This window comes from Turicibacter sp. HGF1 (genome assembly GCF_000191865.1).
GTDB lineage: Bacteria > Bacillota_I > Bacilli_A > MOL361 > Turicibacteraceae > Turicibacter > Turicibacter sanguinis.
This window is the reverse complement of record NZ_AEXQ01000109.1, coordinates 1-16,277: the sequence shown is the minus strand read 5'-3', so window position 1 is coordinate 16,277 and position 16,277 is coordinate 1. Positions and strand designations below refer to the sequence as shown.

At 33.3% G+C, this 16,277-nt stretch carries 16 protein-coding genes; 8 read left to right on the top strand and 8 right to left on the bottom strand.

The features are described 5' to 3' along the window. Positions 1-168 precede the first annotated feature (168 nt). Together HMPREF9402_RS10775 and HMPREF9402_RS10770 are read right to left on the bottom strand one after the other, a co-directional pair. Complete coding sequence (locus HMPREF9402_RS10775) at positions 169-1,038, bottom strand: S66 family peptidase (RefSeq protein ID WP_009607359.1); 870 nt, start codon at positions 1,036-1,038, stop codon at positions 169-171. Beyond that, positions 1,038-1,805 carry a hypothetical protein gene (locus tag HMPREF9402_RS10770; protein ID WP_006785641.1) on the bottom strand — a complete coding sequence of 256 codons (768 nt, stop codon included), beginning with the start codon at positions 1,803-1,805 and terminating at the stop codon, positions 1,038-1,040. Before HMPREF9402_RS10770 ends, HMPREF9402_RS10775 begins: the two co-directional genes overlap by 1 nt. 259 nt (positions 1,806-2,064) lie before the next feature. Between HMPREF9402_RS10770 and HMPREF9402_RS14925 the strand changes: the two genes are divergently transcribed. From HMPREF9402_RS14925 to HMPREF9402_RS14385, 3 genes are all read left to right on the top strand, one after another. Continuing rightward, positions 2,065-2,196 carry a hypothetical protein gene (locus tag HMPREF9402_RS14925; protein ID WP_006785642.1) on the top strand — a complete coding sequence of 44 codons (132 nt, stop codon included), beginning with the start codon at positions 2,065-2,067 and terminating at the stop codon, positions 2,194-2,196. Positions 2,197-2,217: 21 nt separating this feature from the next. Beyond that, complete coding sequence (locus HMPREF9402_RS10765; RefSeq protein ID WP_009607360.1) at positions 2,218-2,409, top strand: hypothetical protein; 192 nt, start codon at positions 2,218-2,220, stop codon at positions 2,407-2,409. A gap of 341 nt (positions 2,410-2,750) precedes the next feature. Further along, positions 2,751-2,987 carry a hypothetical protein gene (locus tag HMPREF9402_RS14385; RefSeq protein ID WP_009607366.1) on the top strand — a complete coding sequence of 79 codons (237 nt, stop codon included), beginning with the start codon at positions 2,751-2,753 and terminating at the stop codon, positions 2,985-2,987. 215 nt (positions 2,988-3,202) lie between these two features. Here the strand turns inward: HMPREF9402_RS14385 and htpG are convergent, their stop codons facing one another. Then, a complete protein-coding gene (gene htpG / locus HMPREF9402_RS10760) occupies positions 3,203-5,068 on the bottom strand; it encodes a molecular chaperone HtpG (protein WP_006785643.1) in 1,866 nt (621 codons plus the stop codon). Between the two features lie 258 nt (positions 5,069-5,326). Here htpG and HMPREF9402_RS10755 point away from each other — a divergent pair, with 258 nt between their 5' ends. Next, positions 5,327-5,701, top strand: coding sequence for a ribosomal maturation YjgA family protein (locus HMPREF9402_RS10755; RefSeq protein WP_009607357.1), 375 nt, complete (start codon positions 5,327-5,329; stop codon positions 5,699-5,701). Between the two features lie 30 nt (positions 5,702-5,731). Here HMPREF9402_RS10755 and HMPREF9402_RS10750 read toward each other — a convergent pair whose 3' ends face one another. Both HMPREF9402_RS10750 and HMPREF9402_RS10745 read right to left on the bottom strand, forming a co-directional pair. Next, positions 5,732-7,888, bottom strand: a complete 2,157-nt coding sequence (locus tag HMPREF9402_RS10750) for a YhgE/Pip domain-containing protein (RefSeq protein ID WP_009607365.1) — start codon at positions 7,886-7,888, stop codon at positions 5,732-5,734. Positions 7,889-7,904: 16 nt separating this feature from the next. After that, on the bottom strand, positions 7,905-8,330 hold the full coding sequence (locus HMPREF9402_RS10745) for a Fur family transcriptional regulator (protein ID WP_009607361.1): 426 nt from the start codon (positions 8,328-8,330) through the stop codon (positions 7,905-7,907). Positions 8,331-9,252: 922 nt separating this feature from the next. Here HMPREF9402_RS10745 and HMPREF9402_RS10735 point away from each other — a divergent pair. Both HMPREF9402_RS10735 and HMPREF9402_RS10730 read left to right on the top strand, forming a co-directional pair. Continuing rightward, positions 9,253-10,398 (top strand): alkaline phosphatase family protein, encoded by a 1,146-nt coding sequence (locus HMPREF9402_RS10735; protein ID WP_229040095.1) that lies wholly within the window; start codon positions 9,253-9,255, stop codon positions 10,396-10,398. A 658-nt stretch (positions 10,399-11,056) separates the two neighbouring features. Further along, positions 11,057-11,506, top strand: coding sequence for a hypothetical protein (locus HMPREF9402_RS10730; protein WP_009607358.1), 450 nt, complete (start codon positions 11,057-11,059; stop codon positions 11,504-11,506). Between the two features lie 125 nt (positions 11,507-11,631). Here HMPREF9402_RS10730 and HMPREF9402_RS10725 read toward each other — a convergent pair whose 3' ends face one another. Then, on the bottom strand, positions 11,632-13,314 hold the full coding sequence (locus tag HMPREF9402_RS10725) for a PTS transporter subunit EIIC (protein WP_009607356.1): 1,683 nt from the start codon (positions 13,312-13,314) through the stop codon (positions 11,632-11,634). Positions 13,315-13,627: 313 nt separating this feature from the next. Further along, entirely contained in the window at positions 13,628-14,422 is a 795-nt protein-coding gene (locus tag HMPREF9402_RS10720) for an EFR1 family ferrodoxin (RefSeq protein ID WP_006785653.1), read from the bottom strand. Positions 14,423-14,549: 127 nt separating this feature from the next. On the opposite strand from HMPREF9402_RS10720, the gene HMPREF9402_RS10715 reads away from it, so the two are divergent. Further along, a complete protein-coding gene (locus tag HMPREF9402_RS10715; RefSeq protein WP_039930999.1) occupies positions 14,550-14,783 on the top strand; it encodes a hypothetical protein in 234 nt (77 codons plus the stop codon). An 82-nt stretch (positions 14,784-14,865) separates the two neighbouring features. Here HMPREF9402_RS10715 and yaaA read toward each other — a convergent pair whose 3' ends face one another. Continuing rightward, on the bottom strand, positions 14,866-15,633 hold the full coding sequence (gene yaaA, locus HMPREF9402_RS10710) for a peroxide stress protein YaaA (RefSeq protein WP_006785654.1): 768 nt from the start codon (positions 15,631-15,633) through the stop codon (positions 14,866-14,868). 171 nt (positions 15,634-15,804) lie between these two features. On the opposite strand from yaaA, the gene HMPREF9402_RS10705 reads away from it, so the two are divergent. After that, positions 15,805-16,185 carry a peroxiredoxin gene (locus tag HMPREF9402_RS10705; RefSeq protein WP_009607363.1) on the top strand — a complete coding sequence of 127 codons (381 nt, stop codon included), beginning with the start codon at positions 15,805-15,807 and terminating at the stop codon, positions 16,183-16,185. Positions 16,186-16,277 lie beyond the last annotated feature (92 nt).

Here is a 16,277-nt window from a genome sequence, read left to right as displayed (position 1 = left end):
CTTTAATTGTGTCGGATAAGAATAAGGATTTAGTACCCAATCCTCACATTCGACTTCTTCATCCCCGATGGCTTCACCATGAAAATAATACCCGTGATAACTCATGCACACATTAAAGACATTGTGCTCACACGTTGCACAATTTACCTGTTGCTTTTCTTTCATGTTTTATCCTTCTTTCTTCATCATTAATCTTTCGCCAATGATCGCACACTTCGAATCAGGTCCGTGTCCAATTTGAGATGTTTTAACGATTGGTAGCTGTGGTAAATTAACAATGCTTTTAACAAGAGATACGATATCTGGTTCATATTGCTTTTGTTCCATCTCCGTAAAACTTCCCAAAATCAGTCCATTAATCTGCTTAAATACCCCCATCTGCTTATACTGATTTAAATACGTCGCCATTTTTGCCACATCACCACTATAACTTTCTAGCAATAAAATTTTTTTCTCGAAACTTGGTAAATAAGGAGTACCCGCTAACTTTAAAAAGCAACGAATATTTCCACCGATAGGCTCTCCTTCCAACGTTTCTCCTTGAATCCATTCAACATCGAACTGAAACAAGGTATCTTTTTGGTGAAATAGCGTTTCTTTAAACCACTGTTGCTGCTTTGAGGCATCCTCACTTACTAAGTTACGAATTTGATATAAATACGTCTTATGGTGGGTTTTCGTATATAATCCATTTACAACCACCGACAAATCACTATACCCGAAAAATGGTTTTGGATAACGTTTCATGAGGTCATAATCTAAATAAGATAAAACGCCATTTGCTAAATCTCCACCTGAGACATCAAAAATAGCTACAAGCTCATCATTTCGGTAAAAATCCATTAACATCTCTGCTTTTTCTGAATCAGATGCCTGAAAGACACTCTCTTGGCGGTACAATTTAGGTGCCCAAATAACATTAAGTCCCATTTCCTTTAATACCTGCTCTAATTGTTCAAACGTGTCTTTCATCATTAGAGCAGGACCATTAGATAAAGCAATGAGTCCGACACTGTCCTTTTTATGAAGAAGAGCCATTAGCATGCTCCCCCTTTATGATCTTCTAGAGCCTGACGTTGATGTTTTTTATTAAACGGACTCAACATAATCGCTGTACTAAATAATCCGGGATAATTTTTGCTGAGGTAATTTAAATAATGACACCATTCATAAGTTAAGTAACGATATAAAGCTTCCATATCATGTGTCAGATGGAGTTTTTCCGTTTCTGTTAATGACTCATAATCTCGCATATCTAGTTCTTCTTTTAAGTGTAAGATTAACATTAACATTTCAGTAAATGTTTCATGATCATGCAAACTTTCATTTGTGACCAGCGTGATCAATAGATTTTTCCCTTCATGTAAAATATCATGTAACTGCTTTAAATCCACTTTATCAAGAGAAACTTCATAGTGATAAGTCGAGTTTAATTCTTGTAATCGTTTAAAGTAATTTTCATCCCAAACGGAAGGATCTTGAACACGTAATTTTTTACAAACATAGACGTTATCATCTTGCTCTACAAAATAAGATAAAAGCTGTGTCCCGATTTCGGCATAGAAAACGCCAACCAACATATTTAATTTCTCTTTAACATGATGACTCTCACGTTTTTCAAGTAATCGTTCAATCACGAGGGTTGTAAAGAACACTTCCATTGGAATAAAAGCAATATCAGCAAATAAAAAGATTAACGTGTGATGCAAATCTTTAAATATGACGACATGTAAAAAGTGTAAAAATAATGAGAGAAGAATCAATCCGACTCCAATCCAAATCATTTCTTTTGTTTGTTTCTTCATTGGTTCACCATACTTTCTGACTAACGTCTTAACCTGTCTTCATTTAACCGATTAGATTTAGAAGTAACGTTAATAACGCTTTACTCACCTATAAATTATAAACAACCTTTCCATTTTTGACAACTTAAGCTATTTAATTGCTTTTTTTTACTACTCTATTCTATTATGGCATTAATCTTCTAATTGCCTAATTACCTTATCTTTTTTACATAAACTATATAGAGCTGATCAATTAATAAAGAATATGGAGGTGTGTTTATTGACGAGAATTTTAAATAATATAGCAACAATTAAATATTCGTTTACATCTGAAAAGGAAGTCTTAAAATCAAATTTCAGTGAAAACAACTTATCACAACTCACAACCTATCATCCAAGTATTTTTGTTTAAAAAATAAAAGGTGTTGCTTCTGTGGCCCCAAATGAAATCATTCAGTATTCAATACTTTCTTTAAATAATGGAGATACTGATTTACATGATATCGTCTTTCGTGAAATATTTGATTCTGACTTAACCCCTATCTGGGAAAGCATTCATATTATTCTACGAGAGAATCATATTTATCCTCCGGAAGAAACAGTGATTTCCTACGAAACCGCTTAATTTGATCATTATTATGACATTAAAGCTATCGCCACCGTTCATCCGCTCAATGAACTCATTTTAACAATCGCTGTCAACGTCAGTCATGTCGCTTCCTTAAATGATATCGTATCCAATACTGTCAAAATAGGATATACCTACACAGAACCAAATTCTCAAAATGAGATTTTATTAAATCCTAGAAACGGGAAACAGGACACCCAGTCTATCACAATTGCCAATCATTAGTGTGTATAACAAAAGAAGTTCAGTCTGTGACATTTCATGATGAACCGTCTGGCATGAAGATGACAACTCTTATAAATTCAGATATAATCGCCTATCTCATCAATCTATGACACTTGGGAAATTTAACTGCGATTAATGTCCCTGGTACCGACTTATTACCTGGAGAGTTTCATGTCCTGAGTCCAACAGGAATTTCAATTACGCCTCCTTCGATGACAATGAATGACCACTTATCTGAAAACAATTTATTTTCTTTTTCTGGAATTACACTTCCAATGGGGCTCATTTCTGTAACTGATATTGTGCCATGTTACGCTCAAATTCAAATTATAGGTCAAATTCTCATGTAATGTAATCTCAATTTATCAAACTATAAATTAAGTATGAGACAGATATTCAATCTAATTCCCCATACTTTTTTGTCATTTCATTTAAAATTAGAATCTTCCTTGTATAACACTCATCTCCATAATCTGTCTCGCTTCCTAAAAAAACACCTTGAAGGTTAAATCCTTCAAGGTGCTCGATACATCTAAGACATAAAATATTTTAGAAATATAGTCTATTATTTCATTAATTGACAAACATTATTTGTAAATGCCACTGGATCTTCAATCGATAATCCTTCAATTAATAAAGCTTGGTTATATAAAACATCTGTATATAAATCAAACTTTTTGCGATCTTGTTCATAAGCCGTTTGCAATGATTTAAACACTTCATGATTTACGTTAACTTCTAAAACTTTATCCGCTTTGACTTGCTGAGCATTTGGCATGGCATTTAATACTTTTTCCATTTCAATTGATAACTCTCCTTCATTTGCTAAGCAAACCGGATGAGTTTTTAAACGACGAGAAGCACGAACTGATTTTACTTTTCCTTTTAAACTTGTCGCCATGTTTTCAAAGATTGACGCAAATTCTTTTGTTGCTTCTTCGTCTGCTTGATCCGTATCTAAGTCTAAGTCGGCACTCGACACTGATTTGAAATCTTTTTCGCTATAAGTCATTAGCATCTTGATAGCAAATTCATCAATGTCCTCTGTAAAGAATAAGATTTCATATCCTTTATCAAGCACGGCTTCTGTTTGAGGTAATTTTTTAATACGCTCAATTGACTCTCCAACGGCATAATAAATATGTTTTTGATCTTCTGGCATGCGAGATACATATTCTTCTAATGTGACTAATTTATCTTCATGTGATGATTTAAACATTAATAAATCTTGTAAGACATCTTTATTTGCTCCAAAATCACTGTATACACCGAATTTTAATTGACGACCGAATGACTCATAGAATGTTTCATATTTTTCTCGGTCATTTTTAATCATTTTTTCTAATTCGTTTTTGATTTTTGTTTTAATATTTTTCGCAATTAATTTCAATTGACGGTCATGTTGCAAGATTTCACGTGAAATGTTGAGTGATAAATCCTCTGAATCGACGATTCCTTTTACAAAACTAAAGTAGTCTGGTAAAAGGTCAGCACATTTATTCATAATTAGTACACCGCTAGAATACAACTCTAATCCTTTTTCATATTCTGCTGTATAGAAATCATATGGCATTTTTTCAGGAATATATAAGATTGCATTATAACTTACATTTCCATCTACACTTAAATGAACATGTGCTAATGGTTTGTCATATCCAAAATGTTTTTCTGTGTAGAAATTCTCATAATCTTCATCACTTAATTCACGTTTATTTTTCTTCCAAATTGGAACCATACTGTTAACTGTTTGCTCTTCGGTTACTTGTTCATACTCATCTTCACTACCTTCTTTTAACTGTGAAGACACAATATCCATTTTAATTGGATAACGAATAAAATCTGAATATTTTTTGATAATTGATTTTAATTTATATTGTTGTAAGTATTCATCGTAATTTTCATCTTCATTATTTTCTTTTAAATGTAAGATAATATCTGTTCCGACTGTCGCTTTTTCACATGGTTCAATGGTATATCCATCTGCTCCACAAGATTCCCATTTGTAAGCTTGATCAGAATCAATTGATTTTGAAATCACAGTTACTTTATCAGCGACTAAGAAGGCAGAATAGAATCCAACTCCGAATTGTCCGATAATATCATGTCCATCTTCTAATTCAGTCTCTTTTTTAAATTGTAATGATCCACTTTTTGCAATGACCCCTAAGTGATCATCTAATTGTGCTTCTGTCATCCCGATTCCCGTATCGGAAATCGTAATTGTACGGTTTGTCTCATCAGCCGTTACTTTAATATAATAGTCCTCTTGATTAAAGCTTAAATTCGAATCTGTCAAGGCTTTATAATATAGCTTGTCAATGGCATCACTTGCATTTGAAATCAACTCACGTAAGAAAATTTCTCGATGGGTATAAATAGAATTAATCATTAAATCTAATAATCGTTTTGATTCGGCTTTAAACTGTTTCAATTCAATCGCTCCTCTGTTTTTACTTTATTAGCACTCTTAATAAACGAGTGCTAATTTGTATAATTCTTATATATCATATCTAAAAATGCCTGTCAACTATCTTCAAAGATTCAATATCAACTTTTTGCTTTTTTGATATTGAATCTATCATTTTATGATGTTTGTGAGGGTTATTTCTTAGCAAAAAAACTCCCTCATTGCCATTGTTTCCCCACGCTTATTGTGATAGGATTATCGCTATAAAAGGAGGCTTTATTAATGAAAAAAAGAAGGATTTATTTTTTTATGGTGGTGTTAACCATTGGACTCGGACTAGCTTCTAGAAAATTCATTTTCGTTTTTCCCGATTCAATTGCGCCATATATTGGAGATACATTATGGGCAATGATGGTCTATTTTGGTTTTCAATTTTTACACCCTAATGGAACACTGATCAAAAGTCTCCTTCTCGCCTTCATCTTTTCTTATTTGATTGAATTCAGTCAATTGTACCAAGCCGATTGGATTAATCAAATAAGAGCATCCACACTTGGTGGTTTAGTTTTAGGCTATGGTTTTTTGATTCAAGATTTAGTAAGCTATGCCATTGGTATTTTAATTGGATTTTGTTTAGATTATCATCTATATTACTAAAAATAGCAGGGATAAAGCCCCTGCTATTTTTCATTCCCCAAGACCACTTTCTTCATATTTCTCTGCAAAACCACTCAATAATTTATTCAGTGGTTTTTTCAAGAAGATAGCCACTAAAATGGCCGCACTAATAAAAATCAATAAAATCACGATATCTTTCGTTAATACGGTTTGGACAACCCCTCCAATGGCTTCCCGTGCCATTGAAATCGAATACGTAAATGGTAAAAATGGATTAATCATTTGGAAGAACTTCGGCGTTAATTGAATTGGGAAGGTTCCACCAGAACCCGCCACTTGTAGAACTAATAAAATAATGGATGCAACTTTCCCAACATTACCTAAGACTGAAACGAGTGAGTAAACAATAAAGGTGAAAGTCACGGCTATAAAGAGTAAACTTACAATAAATAAACCAGAATTCATACAATAAATTTTTAAGATATATAAGTCTCCTAATGCTATAATCAACGCTTGAACAAGAGAAATGCTAACAAACAATAAGAATTTACCGAAATATTCCTCAATTGGATTATAATCTCCTTTTGCCTTGACAGATAACATTGAAACGAGTAACGTCATTCCTACCCAAATGGCTAAAACACTATAAAACGGCGTCATAGCTGTTCCGTAATTATGCATTGGAAACACTGTTTCCTCTACAAGTTCCACTGGGTTTGATAGGAAATCTTCACGTTCTTGTACGGCCGATTGAAGTAGTTCTAATACATCTTTTAGCTCTTGACTGTTATTAATATCCGTTACCTTACCTGCTAACTCAGCAATAATATTTTCTGCTTGAGGTAATTTTTCATTCACATATTGAATCGCTTCAATTCCTGTATCTGCTCCTTCATAAGCAACATTTAATAATTCACTAACTTGAGGTAATTTAGCTTCTGCATCTTTTAAAACGGTTAAAACATTTTGAGAGGTTTTATAAGCTTCATCTAAAATTGAATTCAAAGGAGCTGCAACTTTATCATCAAAATGATTAACTAAATCACTTGAAATGGTTTGAACATCTTGTAAAACCGTTTGAACTTTACTTAAAAGCGTTAAATCAGGTTCTCCACTATTCACAACCTCATCAAATAATGTCTGTAAAAAATTAGAGATATTTACAAGCTCTGTTTTTATTCCATTTAATTGTTCAATAATTCCTGTCAATGGCTTTCCAAATGAAATTTTATTAAAAGATTCTAGTAATTTAACTAAAGATTCGACTAGGTTTTCTCCACTATTCACTTTTGTAATTAAATTTTGAATCATCGTTGGTGCTTCTGCAGAACCTGATTCAATTGCTTGTTTAAGTCCATCGACATACTTCATCATTTCTGCTGTGATATCAGTCACGAGTTGAACATCAGCTTTCACTGTTGGAAATAAATCATTAATACTTCCTTGTGAGGTTGAAATAAACGTTTCAATACTACTTGTTAACGTCTGTGCAGAGGTTAACGTTTCTTGAATTTTTGGTAAGTCGCTTTGAATTTGAGATATTAAATCTTTCAATTTCAATCCCCCATCATTGGCTTTTGCGACAGTTTCATTAATCAAACCAAATTTTGTTGTTAATTCATTTAAACTGTTTGCTACAGAAGCTAATTTGGGAAGTAGCGTATCTTGAATTTCAAGACCAAGACTTTTCCCTGTTTCTAATAAGACACTACTTACTGTTTTGATGACCGTTTCATTTACACTTTCTTGAACACCTGTTGCCCCTTTACTTGTTAACTTAGGTGCAATTGCATTAATTTTTTCATTTACTCGGTAGATAATCTGACCTTTATGAACATCATTTGTAACTAAAGAGGTAAGATCATTTGAAAAACTACCTGGAATGGTTAACGTTGCATAGTATGTTCCCTCATCCAGTGCCTTTTCAGCTTCTTCTTCACTTACAAATTGCCATCCCATGAGATCATTTTTTTTCAATTCTTCAATAACTTGGTCTCCGATATTAACTGCTTCTCCATTTAGTATCGTTCCCTCATCATTATTTACCACTCCAATTTTAATTTGGCTTGTGGCTTCTTGAGAATATGGATCCCAAGAGGCTTTAATATTAAACCAAGCATAAAGTGATGGTAAAATACACAGTGCTAAAATGACAACGAAAGCAGCATAATTTGTGAAGATACGCTTTAAATCCTCAATATAAATTTTAAAAATATTTTTTAACATAACTTTTCTCTTCTTTCTACTCGTCTTTCTTTTCCTTCAAACAGTGTTCACAGACACCGTAAAATAATGTCTCTTTTAAATTTAAAGTAAAATGTTTCTTCCTAGCTAAAGAAACAACGGCAACATCTAATGCTTCACACTCCGTATCAAAAATAGTACCACACACACCACATTTTAAATGATATATATTTTGTTTAGAGCAAACTTGCTTAACATAGCGATAACAGGCCATCTTACTTTTTCCCTCGACATACTTTCGTATAACACCTTTTTCTATTAATATATTCAAATATCGATAAATCGTTGATTTTCCAATTTTATCGCCCTTCTTACTAAAGTGGTTCATGATATCCTCTGCCGTTATATGTCGATCAGAATTATTAGCGAGATACCCTAATATTTGACTTCTTTGCCTTGTTTTATATCCTTTTGTAAAATTCATTATACACCTCTCCAAAATAGAAATTGGGACTCAGTTTCAAATTCTACTATTCCAGATGTCGAATGTCAACGAAATTTGTAAATCCAGTTCCAAAAATACTAGAGTTTTGGCTTATTTTTAGGATGCCTTTCCTTGTTCTTTTAATACTTTTTCATTCTGATTTTTTTTACAATCATTTCTATTTGGTTGACAATTTATCATTTGGGCATTATAGGATGTTTTAAGATAAAAAATGACAATGAAGAGAAATAGTAAAGGTTTCATTTTAATCATAGAGAGTTTCCGTAGGGTGAGTGTAAATATTAAAACAATATGGAACACCTCTCTGAGCTAAACACCGAAAAAATCAGTTCGATTTTAGGTAGACTATTTTGAATCCCTTGCCCCCGTTATCGTGCTATAGCAAATTTTATTTGTCGTACTTGATGAGGTTGGCCTCGTGAGATACTAAAAACTCCCGTCCTCTAGTAAATGAGCTAGAGACGGGAGTTTTTTTATTGTTCTTTTATATGTTATGCGCGCCAAAAGAGCCTAAATGAAACCGTGCGCTTCCGCAACTAATAGGAAGAACAATGAATTTAAAATCTAAACTATATACGATTTCTTATCCTATGTGTCATCATACTCACAGTTTGCCAAAATCAAACTTCAGAGGACGTGGTTGTGATTGGTTATGATAATAACTTTGTTCCCATTGAATTTATAAATCAAAAAATAACTAGATTTGATATCCACTTGATTCACCCACTAAAACAACAGGGATTATGCCAATTCATTGTTTCTCATGATATGACTTTGGCAACTAGATTTTCGGATTCAATTCTCACATTAGAAGATAGTAATTTCAAAATAAAAAGCTTTGAGGTAGATTAAGCATTAGGAAATGATTTATAATAAAAAAGATAATAAAGAGGTGAAAAAAATGAAAAATATTGTCTACCCAGACTATAACAATAGTATTATGAATACCATTTCTACGATTTTAACTCATTATGGTATTGAATCTAACTACTCAACGATTGAAGACTTATCTAACTCCTTAAACAAACCTCATCAAAACGTTGTCTTAATGGTTTTTGATGGAATGGGAATTGATATGTTAAATCAAAATTTAAAAGCAGATGATTTTATAAACCAAAACATCATAAAAGAATTAACCTCTGTGTTTCCTTCTACGACAACAGCTGCAATGACGGCTTACTACAGTGGAAAATCACCAAATGAACACGGATGGCTTGGCTGGTCTTTATACTTTAAAGAATACGGACGTTTTATTGATACCTTCATTAATACGGATAGCTATAGTGGTGAAAAAATTGACGCTCCACATGCTGGTCACACTTGTATGCCGTATGAACATATTCTTGATAAAATTGAACAAACGACGAACCAACGCATTAAAACTTACATGATAGAACCTGCTTATATTGCGTATCAAGGTAAAAACACAAAAATAGGCGTTGAATCAGCAAAAGAAGTCTTTACAGAGTTAAAAAAACTTTGCGATGCACCTCATGATAAATTTATCTTTGTTTACTGGCCAGATCCAGATAAAACAATGCACTCAACAGGATGCTACTCAAACGAAACAAAAGAAAAAATAAAAGAAATTAATGATTTATTTAAACAAATCGTAGAAACAACATCTAATACCTTATTTATTGCATCAGCTGATCATGGATTAATTGATGTTGAACCGACCATTTATTTAAATGAATACGAAGAATTAGATGAGTGCTTTATCATGCCACCTTCAATTGAAAAACGTGCCGTTTCATTTTTCATTAAGCCTGAAATGAAGCAAGCATTTGAAGAGCGTTTTAACCGATTATTTGGAGAAGAATTCATCCTATTAAGCAAACAAGAAGTCCTGAATCAACAACTATTTGGACAAGGACTATCACACCGAAAAACAACTGATTTCCTCGGAGATTACCTTGCATGTGCAACCGGTAAAAAAGTACTTGGCTATTTAGCTATGACTACCAAACGATTCGACTTTGGAGCTACTCATGCCGGATTAACAAAAGAAGAAATGATGGTTCCTTTAATCATCATTGAATCATAAAAAAAGAGCCAATGGCTCTTTTTTTATGTCTTTATTTAACCTATATTGTTGAATTTTTAGAAGTAACGACAGTGCCTTTATAAAAGGAGTAATCGGTATAAAATGAAGATATCATCACCTATAATACTTATTCGAATGAATGATTTAAATTTCTGATTTTAATGGAAAACGTATTAAACTAATAGGAATTCGTCAAGCATTCATGACAGAAACTGAAAATTCAGAGATATGCTTCACTTCTAAATAGCAAATCCAACACCAGAGTCTTCTTTTTCATAATAAGCTCAATTTGACTTCAAATTTCCATCCCGTATTTATCTTATAATAAATCTGAGGCTTCTCCTGACTATCAAGGAAGAATCTTGCATCTTGATGCGATTGTGATTTTTCAAAGCGTTATTGTAGTTATGATTAGAAACATGAAATCAGATATCATGGCTACTCTATTTCTGAGTAAAATCAATCCGATTATATTTTATCCGTTTGACAGTTCATCCTCACTAATTATTGGGATGATCAATGTTGCTTTCTAAAACAATAAAAAGTAAAAGAATCCTTTCAATTTTTATTTTGTGATAGGCTCAAAACCATTCAAAAATAAGCCAAGATAATATACTATACTGTAACTGAATTACAAAATGAAAGGATGTTCTAAATCATGAATACAAATACTAGATGCTCAGGATGTAATCCTACGCCAATGACACCTGCTATGCCACCAATGGGGCCATACGAAACATGTTGCCAGGTGGTAGAACCAACTACAGTTTGCCCTTATCAACAACATCACTATCATCGTGTTGATCATATCAAACCAGTTGTGATTCGAAATATTCATCATCATCATACGCAACATAACTATGTAACTGCACCGAGTCAAACAACCGAAGCTTATTATTATGATGAATACCTTGCTACACCTCAACCTGTTGCAACTCCTATCATGCAACAACCATTCTTACAACAAAACCAAACGCAAGTCGTCCAACAAACCATTGCACCTACTCAAGTGGTACAACAATCAATTGTTCCCTATCCAACCCAAACAACCGGAACAATGTCTGCAGGGCAAGGAACAGTTACGTCTCAAAATTTTCCTTTAATGTAATATAAAATATAAAATGGGATTATAGTGTCAAACTCTATACTGGTTAATAGAATGTAGTGGTTCCTTTTAACCTTATAGAGTTTTTCGTTCAAAAAAAGCATGGCCTATTCGCCATGCTTTTTTAATTAGTCACCAATAATATCTAAGATATGGTTTTTAAGTGTATTTGAGTTTCCACCAAAAATAGCTTGAACTCCACCCTTAACTTCCATAACTCCAGCGGCTCCTAATGCTTTTAATTGTTCTTTGTCTACTTTAGCTGTATCTTTTACTTCAACACGTAAACGTGTAATACAAGCATCTAAGTTTTCGATATTTCCTTCTCCACCTAAAGCAGCTAATACTAATGGAGCTTTTTGCTTCCAAATATCTTCTCCTGCTGCAGCTGAAGATGACTGAGCTTCTACTTGACCTGTTTTTTCTTGGAAATCTTTTTTAGAGTATAATTTTACTTCTTCATTATCATCTTCACGACCAGGTGTTTTTAAATCAAACTTTTTGATTAAGAAGCTGAATACTAAATAGTATAATACGAAGTAAATCGCACCGATGATTAATACCCAATACCAATTTGTTGATACTCCCGCACCTGCAGGTAATAATCCAAATAATGTAAAGTCAATTAATCCTCCAGAGAACGTCATCCCGATGAATACATTTAACATTCCCATTAACATGAATGATAACCCAGCAAAAACAGCATGTACAACGAATAATACTGGAGCAACGAATAAGAATGTGAATTCAAGAGGTTCAGTAATACCAGTTAATAAAGATGTTAAAGCTGCGGCTCCTAATAAACCACCAACCACTTTACGTTTTTCTGGTTTTGCACATTTATACATAGCTAAAGCTGCACCCGGTAAACCAAACATCATGAATGGGAATTTCCCTGCCATGAAACGAGTTGTTCCATTTACAATCTCGTGCATTCCTTCTTTTCCTAATCCAACTAAGTCACCCATTGAACCTAATTGAACGAAGTAAGCAGTATTAGCACCTTGAACTGTCGTATGAACACCGTCAATTAATAAATTAGCTTCAACGAATGAACCATACCAGAATGGTGTATAGAATACATGGTGTAATCCAAATGGTACACACGCACGTTCAATTAATCCAAATAAGAATGTTCCGAAGTTTCCTGAGCTATTAACTAATTCAGCTAACGCTGCGATTCCACCTTGAACCACTGGCCAAGCAAATGCTAAGATAACCCCAACAATAGCCATAACTAATGATGTAATGATTGGAACGAAACGAGATCCAGCAAAGAATGAGAATACAGGATTAAATTCAATATTAAAGAATTTATTATGTAATGCTGATGTTACCATCCCTGTAATAATCCCACCGAAAACAGACATATTTAACGTGAAGATTCCAACATTAGTTGTCACATAAGTTCCATATTCACCAACATTATCTGGAGTTAAAACACCTAATTGTGTCATTCCTAAACTCAATAATGTTGAGATTACTTGGTTCATAACTAAGAATCCAAAAACTGCCGCTAATGCTGCTGTTGCTTTATCTTTTTTAGCAAGACCTGCTGCGACACCAACCGCAAATAAAATTGGTAAGTTACCAAAGACAATATCTCCAATATTTTTCATAATCGTTAACAATGCTGTAATGAAAGCAGAGTTATTAATTACATTTGCAATTGATTGATAAATTGCAGGTGCATCTTTCATTCCTGCAATTCCTAAGAATGCTCCACCAATTCCAAGTAAAATTCCTGCAATCGGTAAGGCTGCAATTGGAAGCATTAATGCTTTACCTGTACGCTGTAAGTACTTGAACATACCTAATTCCTCCTTGTATTTATTTTAGAGATGATTATTTGACTTATTATCCCTAAATAAAATTTTTCACAATCTTCACATTCAGAGTATATCGTATTTCTCACTAAAATTATACCCTTTTTCTTCAATCGGTAACCGGTTACAGGTGTTTTTTTCACATATTTTAGACTTTTTTTTAACATGTTTGTCGTTTTACAGCCTAAAAAACATGTTTGATTTAACTTTACTAGTATTCCTTCTTTTTTGAATTTTATTCCTCTTTTCTCTTTAAAACAGAAAATTATTTTTTAAAATCAAAAAAAAGTCTAAAGAACTAGTCTTTAGGCTTTCGATTTTGATTCAATTGGTGCCAAGCGACTAACGGGTGAGTATATCTCGCTTTTCTACTCATTCTTTTCCCATATTGTATGGCAGACTTCGGACAGTAATTTACACAAGCAAGGCATTGTGTACACTCACTGTTTTTCCAGATAGGTTTCTTTGAAACCGTTATACATCGAATTGGGCAAACTTTTTCACATATTTTACATGAAATACAATCGTCAGTTGCAAAAAAACGATGGGTACTTCTTGCAAAACGGTTAAACAAATTCCCTACTACGTACGTCGTTATATATGAGAATGGCCCTTTTTCAACTTGATAAATGCCAGTCGCCCGTCTGGTCAGATTTTGATTAATCTTTTCTAACTCAAGCTCTACCTTTTTTAACTTTCTTTGCACCTCATCGCGCGCATCAATGTTTCCATATCTTAAATCATTATTCGGCATGACAAGTGAGTAGGCATTAGACAAAGTCCACTTCCTTTGATGAATCATTTTTTTAAAAACGGCTAATGTTTCTCCAATATTCTCACCACATGTTGCAATCATGGTAATGGGGTGATTGTAATAATTTTCAAATTCAATTTGTTTAATAAAATCGATGACCTGTTGTGGTGGCCGCCACGCATAGATAGGGAAAACAAAAACAATGTTTTCATTTTCTTTTATCAAATAGGGTACTGTTAAATCGACTTGAATCATAGGCACTAATTCCTCTTGTTGTCTAGTTGCTATGACCTGAGCTACGGCCTGTGAATTTCCTGTTCCACTAAAATAAAAAATCATTTTCGTTACCTCCTTTCTTTAACTTCTCACCGATTCCATAAAAAATCAACATCATGATGTCGGATGACAATGATTACATAAATTTCATAAAATTTGTTCAAACTTCTAACTAGAGGTGATTTTTATGATGATACTAAAAAAACAACCTAAATCATTACTGGATGAATATCATGATTTAGAAGCTAAAATAGGTCAAACAAAAAAAATCCTTACTCATCTCAATTATCTCAAACACTCGTCACTCCCAAAAAAACAAGCATCATTTAGAGAACGAATGATAAAAGAACAATGCAACATATACGAAGCTGAGGTTTCCTATTTACTTGAACTCAAAAAATCTCTAAAAGATTACGAAAGGTGAAAGATTGCAACCTAACTAAACGTCACTTTAAAAGAGTAGTAGCATTGACTTTAAGTTCCACTTTATTGGATGACAATGAAAACTAACGTGTAAAAATCCATGTTTGATCAGTGGATAATGTTGGATTAAACTGATATCCTCCTTGATTAAAACCTTTTAATTCCTCTGCTTTCTTTAATTGATTTTCTAAAATATAACGTACCATTTCACCTCTAGCTCTTTTTGCATACATCCCGACTACTTTATAGGTCTCTCCCTTTTGTTCCTTAAATTCAATATTAACCACTGAATATTGCGTTTCGATTTGCTTTAAATCGAGTGCTTTACTATATTCTTTAGAGGCTAAGTTAATAAGTACCTGCTCTCCTTCTACTTGATTTAAAGCTTCTAACATATATTCTGTTAACGCAGGTTTCCAAAAAGCATATAAATCTTTGCCCTCTGAATTTGCTAGCTTCGTTCCCATCTCTAAACGATAGGGATTAATGTAATCGTTAGGACGTATAATCCCATATAATCCTGATAAAATTCTTAAATGATCTTGTGCAAACAAAATTCCTTCCTTTGATAACGTCAACGAATCTAATCCTTTATAAGCCTCACCATCAAAAGCATGTAATCCTAATAGCGCTTCGCCTTGAACTTCATAAAACTGTTTGAATCTCATTTCATTAACTGCACCTAATGCCTCTGACATCTTCATCAACGCACAAAGCTCACTTCTCGTATACCCTTGCAGATGTTCAATTAATTCTTTTGTTTTTAATTCAAATGGTAACTGTTTAGATAACTCGAAGCGCTTCACGCCTTCTTCCTTAAATGTTTTGGCAGGTGATAAAATCAGTAACATCTAAAATCCTTCCTTTAACTGAATAAATTAAACATTTTTAGACAACAATCATAACACAAGTCATGTTCAATTTGTCTTAATCATCTTATCATATTTCTTTACAATCGTAGGTATTTATCGCATAATTATTTTCAAGACATGACATCTTATTGCATAAAAGGAAGTGGAGAAATGGAACCGATTATTTTAACAGAAGGGATGCAAGCACCTAATTTTACGCTTGCAGGATCAGATGGAAACCAACATACTTTAAGTGATTATCGTGGTCGAAAAGTGGTATTATATTTTTATCCTCGTGACAATACACCTGCTTGTACGAACCAAGCAAAAGCCTTTCGTGATGCCATTGAATCTTTTCATGCGCAAGACATTGTCATATTAGGTATTAGTCGCGATACCGTGGCTAGTCATGAAAAATTTGTGACTAAACATGACCTTCCCTTCATCTTATTATCAGACACGGATGAAACAGTTTGTCACCTATATGATGTCTTAAAAGAAAAAATATGTATGGAAAAAAAGCCATTGGGATTGAACGTTCAACTTTCTTAATTGATGAAGAAGGCTTTATCACTAAGATTTATCGAAAAGTAAAAGTGGCTGGACACATTGAGGATGTTCTTGAAAACTGTACACTATAAAAA

Excerpts from the sequence above, each read along its gene's own strand:
- HMPREF9402_RS10775 (WP_009607359.1), bottom strand. The coding sequence starts at position 1,038 with ATGGCTCTTCTTCATAAAAAGGACAGTGTCGGACTCATTGCTTTATCT.
- HMPREF9402_RS10770 (WP_006785641.1), bottom strand. The coding sequence starts at position 1,805 with ATGAAGAAACAAACAAAAGAAATGATTTGGATTGGAGTCGGATTGATT.
- HMPREF9402_RS10755 (WP_009607357.1), top strand. The coding sequence starts at position 5,327 with ATGAAAAAAAGAAGGATTTATTTTTTTATGGTGGTGTTAACCATTGGA.
- HMPREF9402_RS10750 (WP_009607365.1), bottom strand. The coding sequence starts at position 7,888 with ATGTTAAAAAATATTTTTAAAATTTATATTGAGGATTTAAAGCGTATC.
- HMPREF9402_RS10745 (WP_009607361.1), bottom strand. The coding sequence starts at position 8,330 with ATGAATTTTACAAAAGGATATAAAACAAGGCAAAGAAGTCAAATATTA.
- HMPREF9402_RS10735 (WP_229040095.1), top strand. The coding sequence starts at position 9,253 with ATGAAAAATATTGTCTACCCAGACTATAACAATAGTATTATGAATACC.
- HMPREF9402_RS10730 (WP_009607358.1), top strand. The coding sequence starts at position 11,057 with ATGAATACAAATACTAGATGCTCAGGATGTAATCCTACGCCAATGACA.
- HMPREF9402_RS10725 (WP_009607356.1), bottom strand. The coding sequence starts at position 13,314 with ATGTTCAAGTACTTACAGCGTACAGGTAAAGCATTAATGCTTCCAATT.
- HMPREF9402_RS10720 (WP_006785653.1), bottom strand. The coding sequence starts at position 14,422 with ATGATTTTTTATTTTAGTGGAACAGGAAATTCACAGGCCGTAGCTCAG.
- HMPREF9402_RS10715 (WP_039930999.1), top strand. The coding sequence starts at position 14,550 with ATGATACTAAAAAAACAACCTAAATCATTACTGGATGAATATCATGAT.
- yaaA (WP_006785654.1), bottom strand. The coding sequence starts at position 15,633 with ATGTTACTGATTTTATCACCTGCCAAAACATTTAAGGAAGAAGGCGTG.
- HMPREF9402_RS10705 (WP_009607363.1), top strand. The coding sequence starts at position 15,805 with ATGGAACCGATTATTTTAACAGAAGGGATGCAAGCACCTAATTTTACG.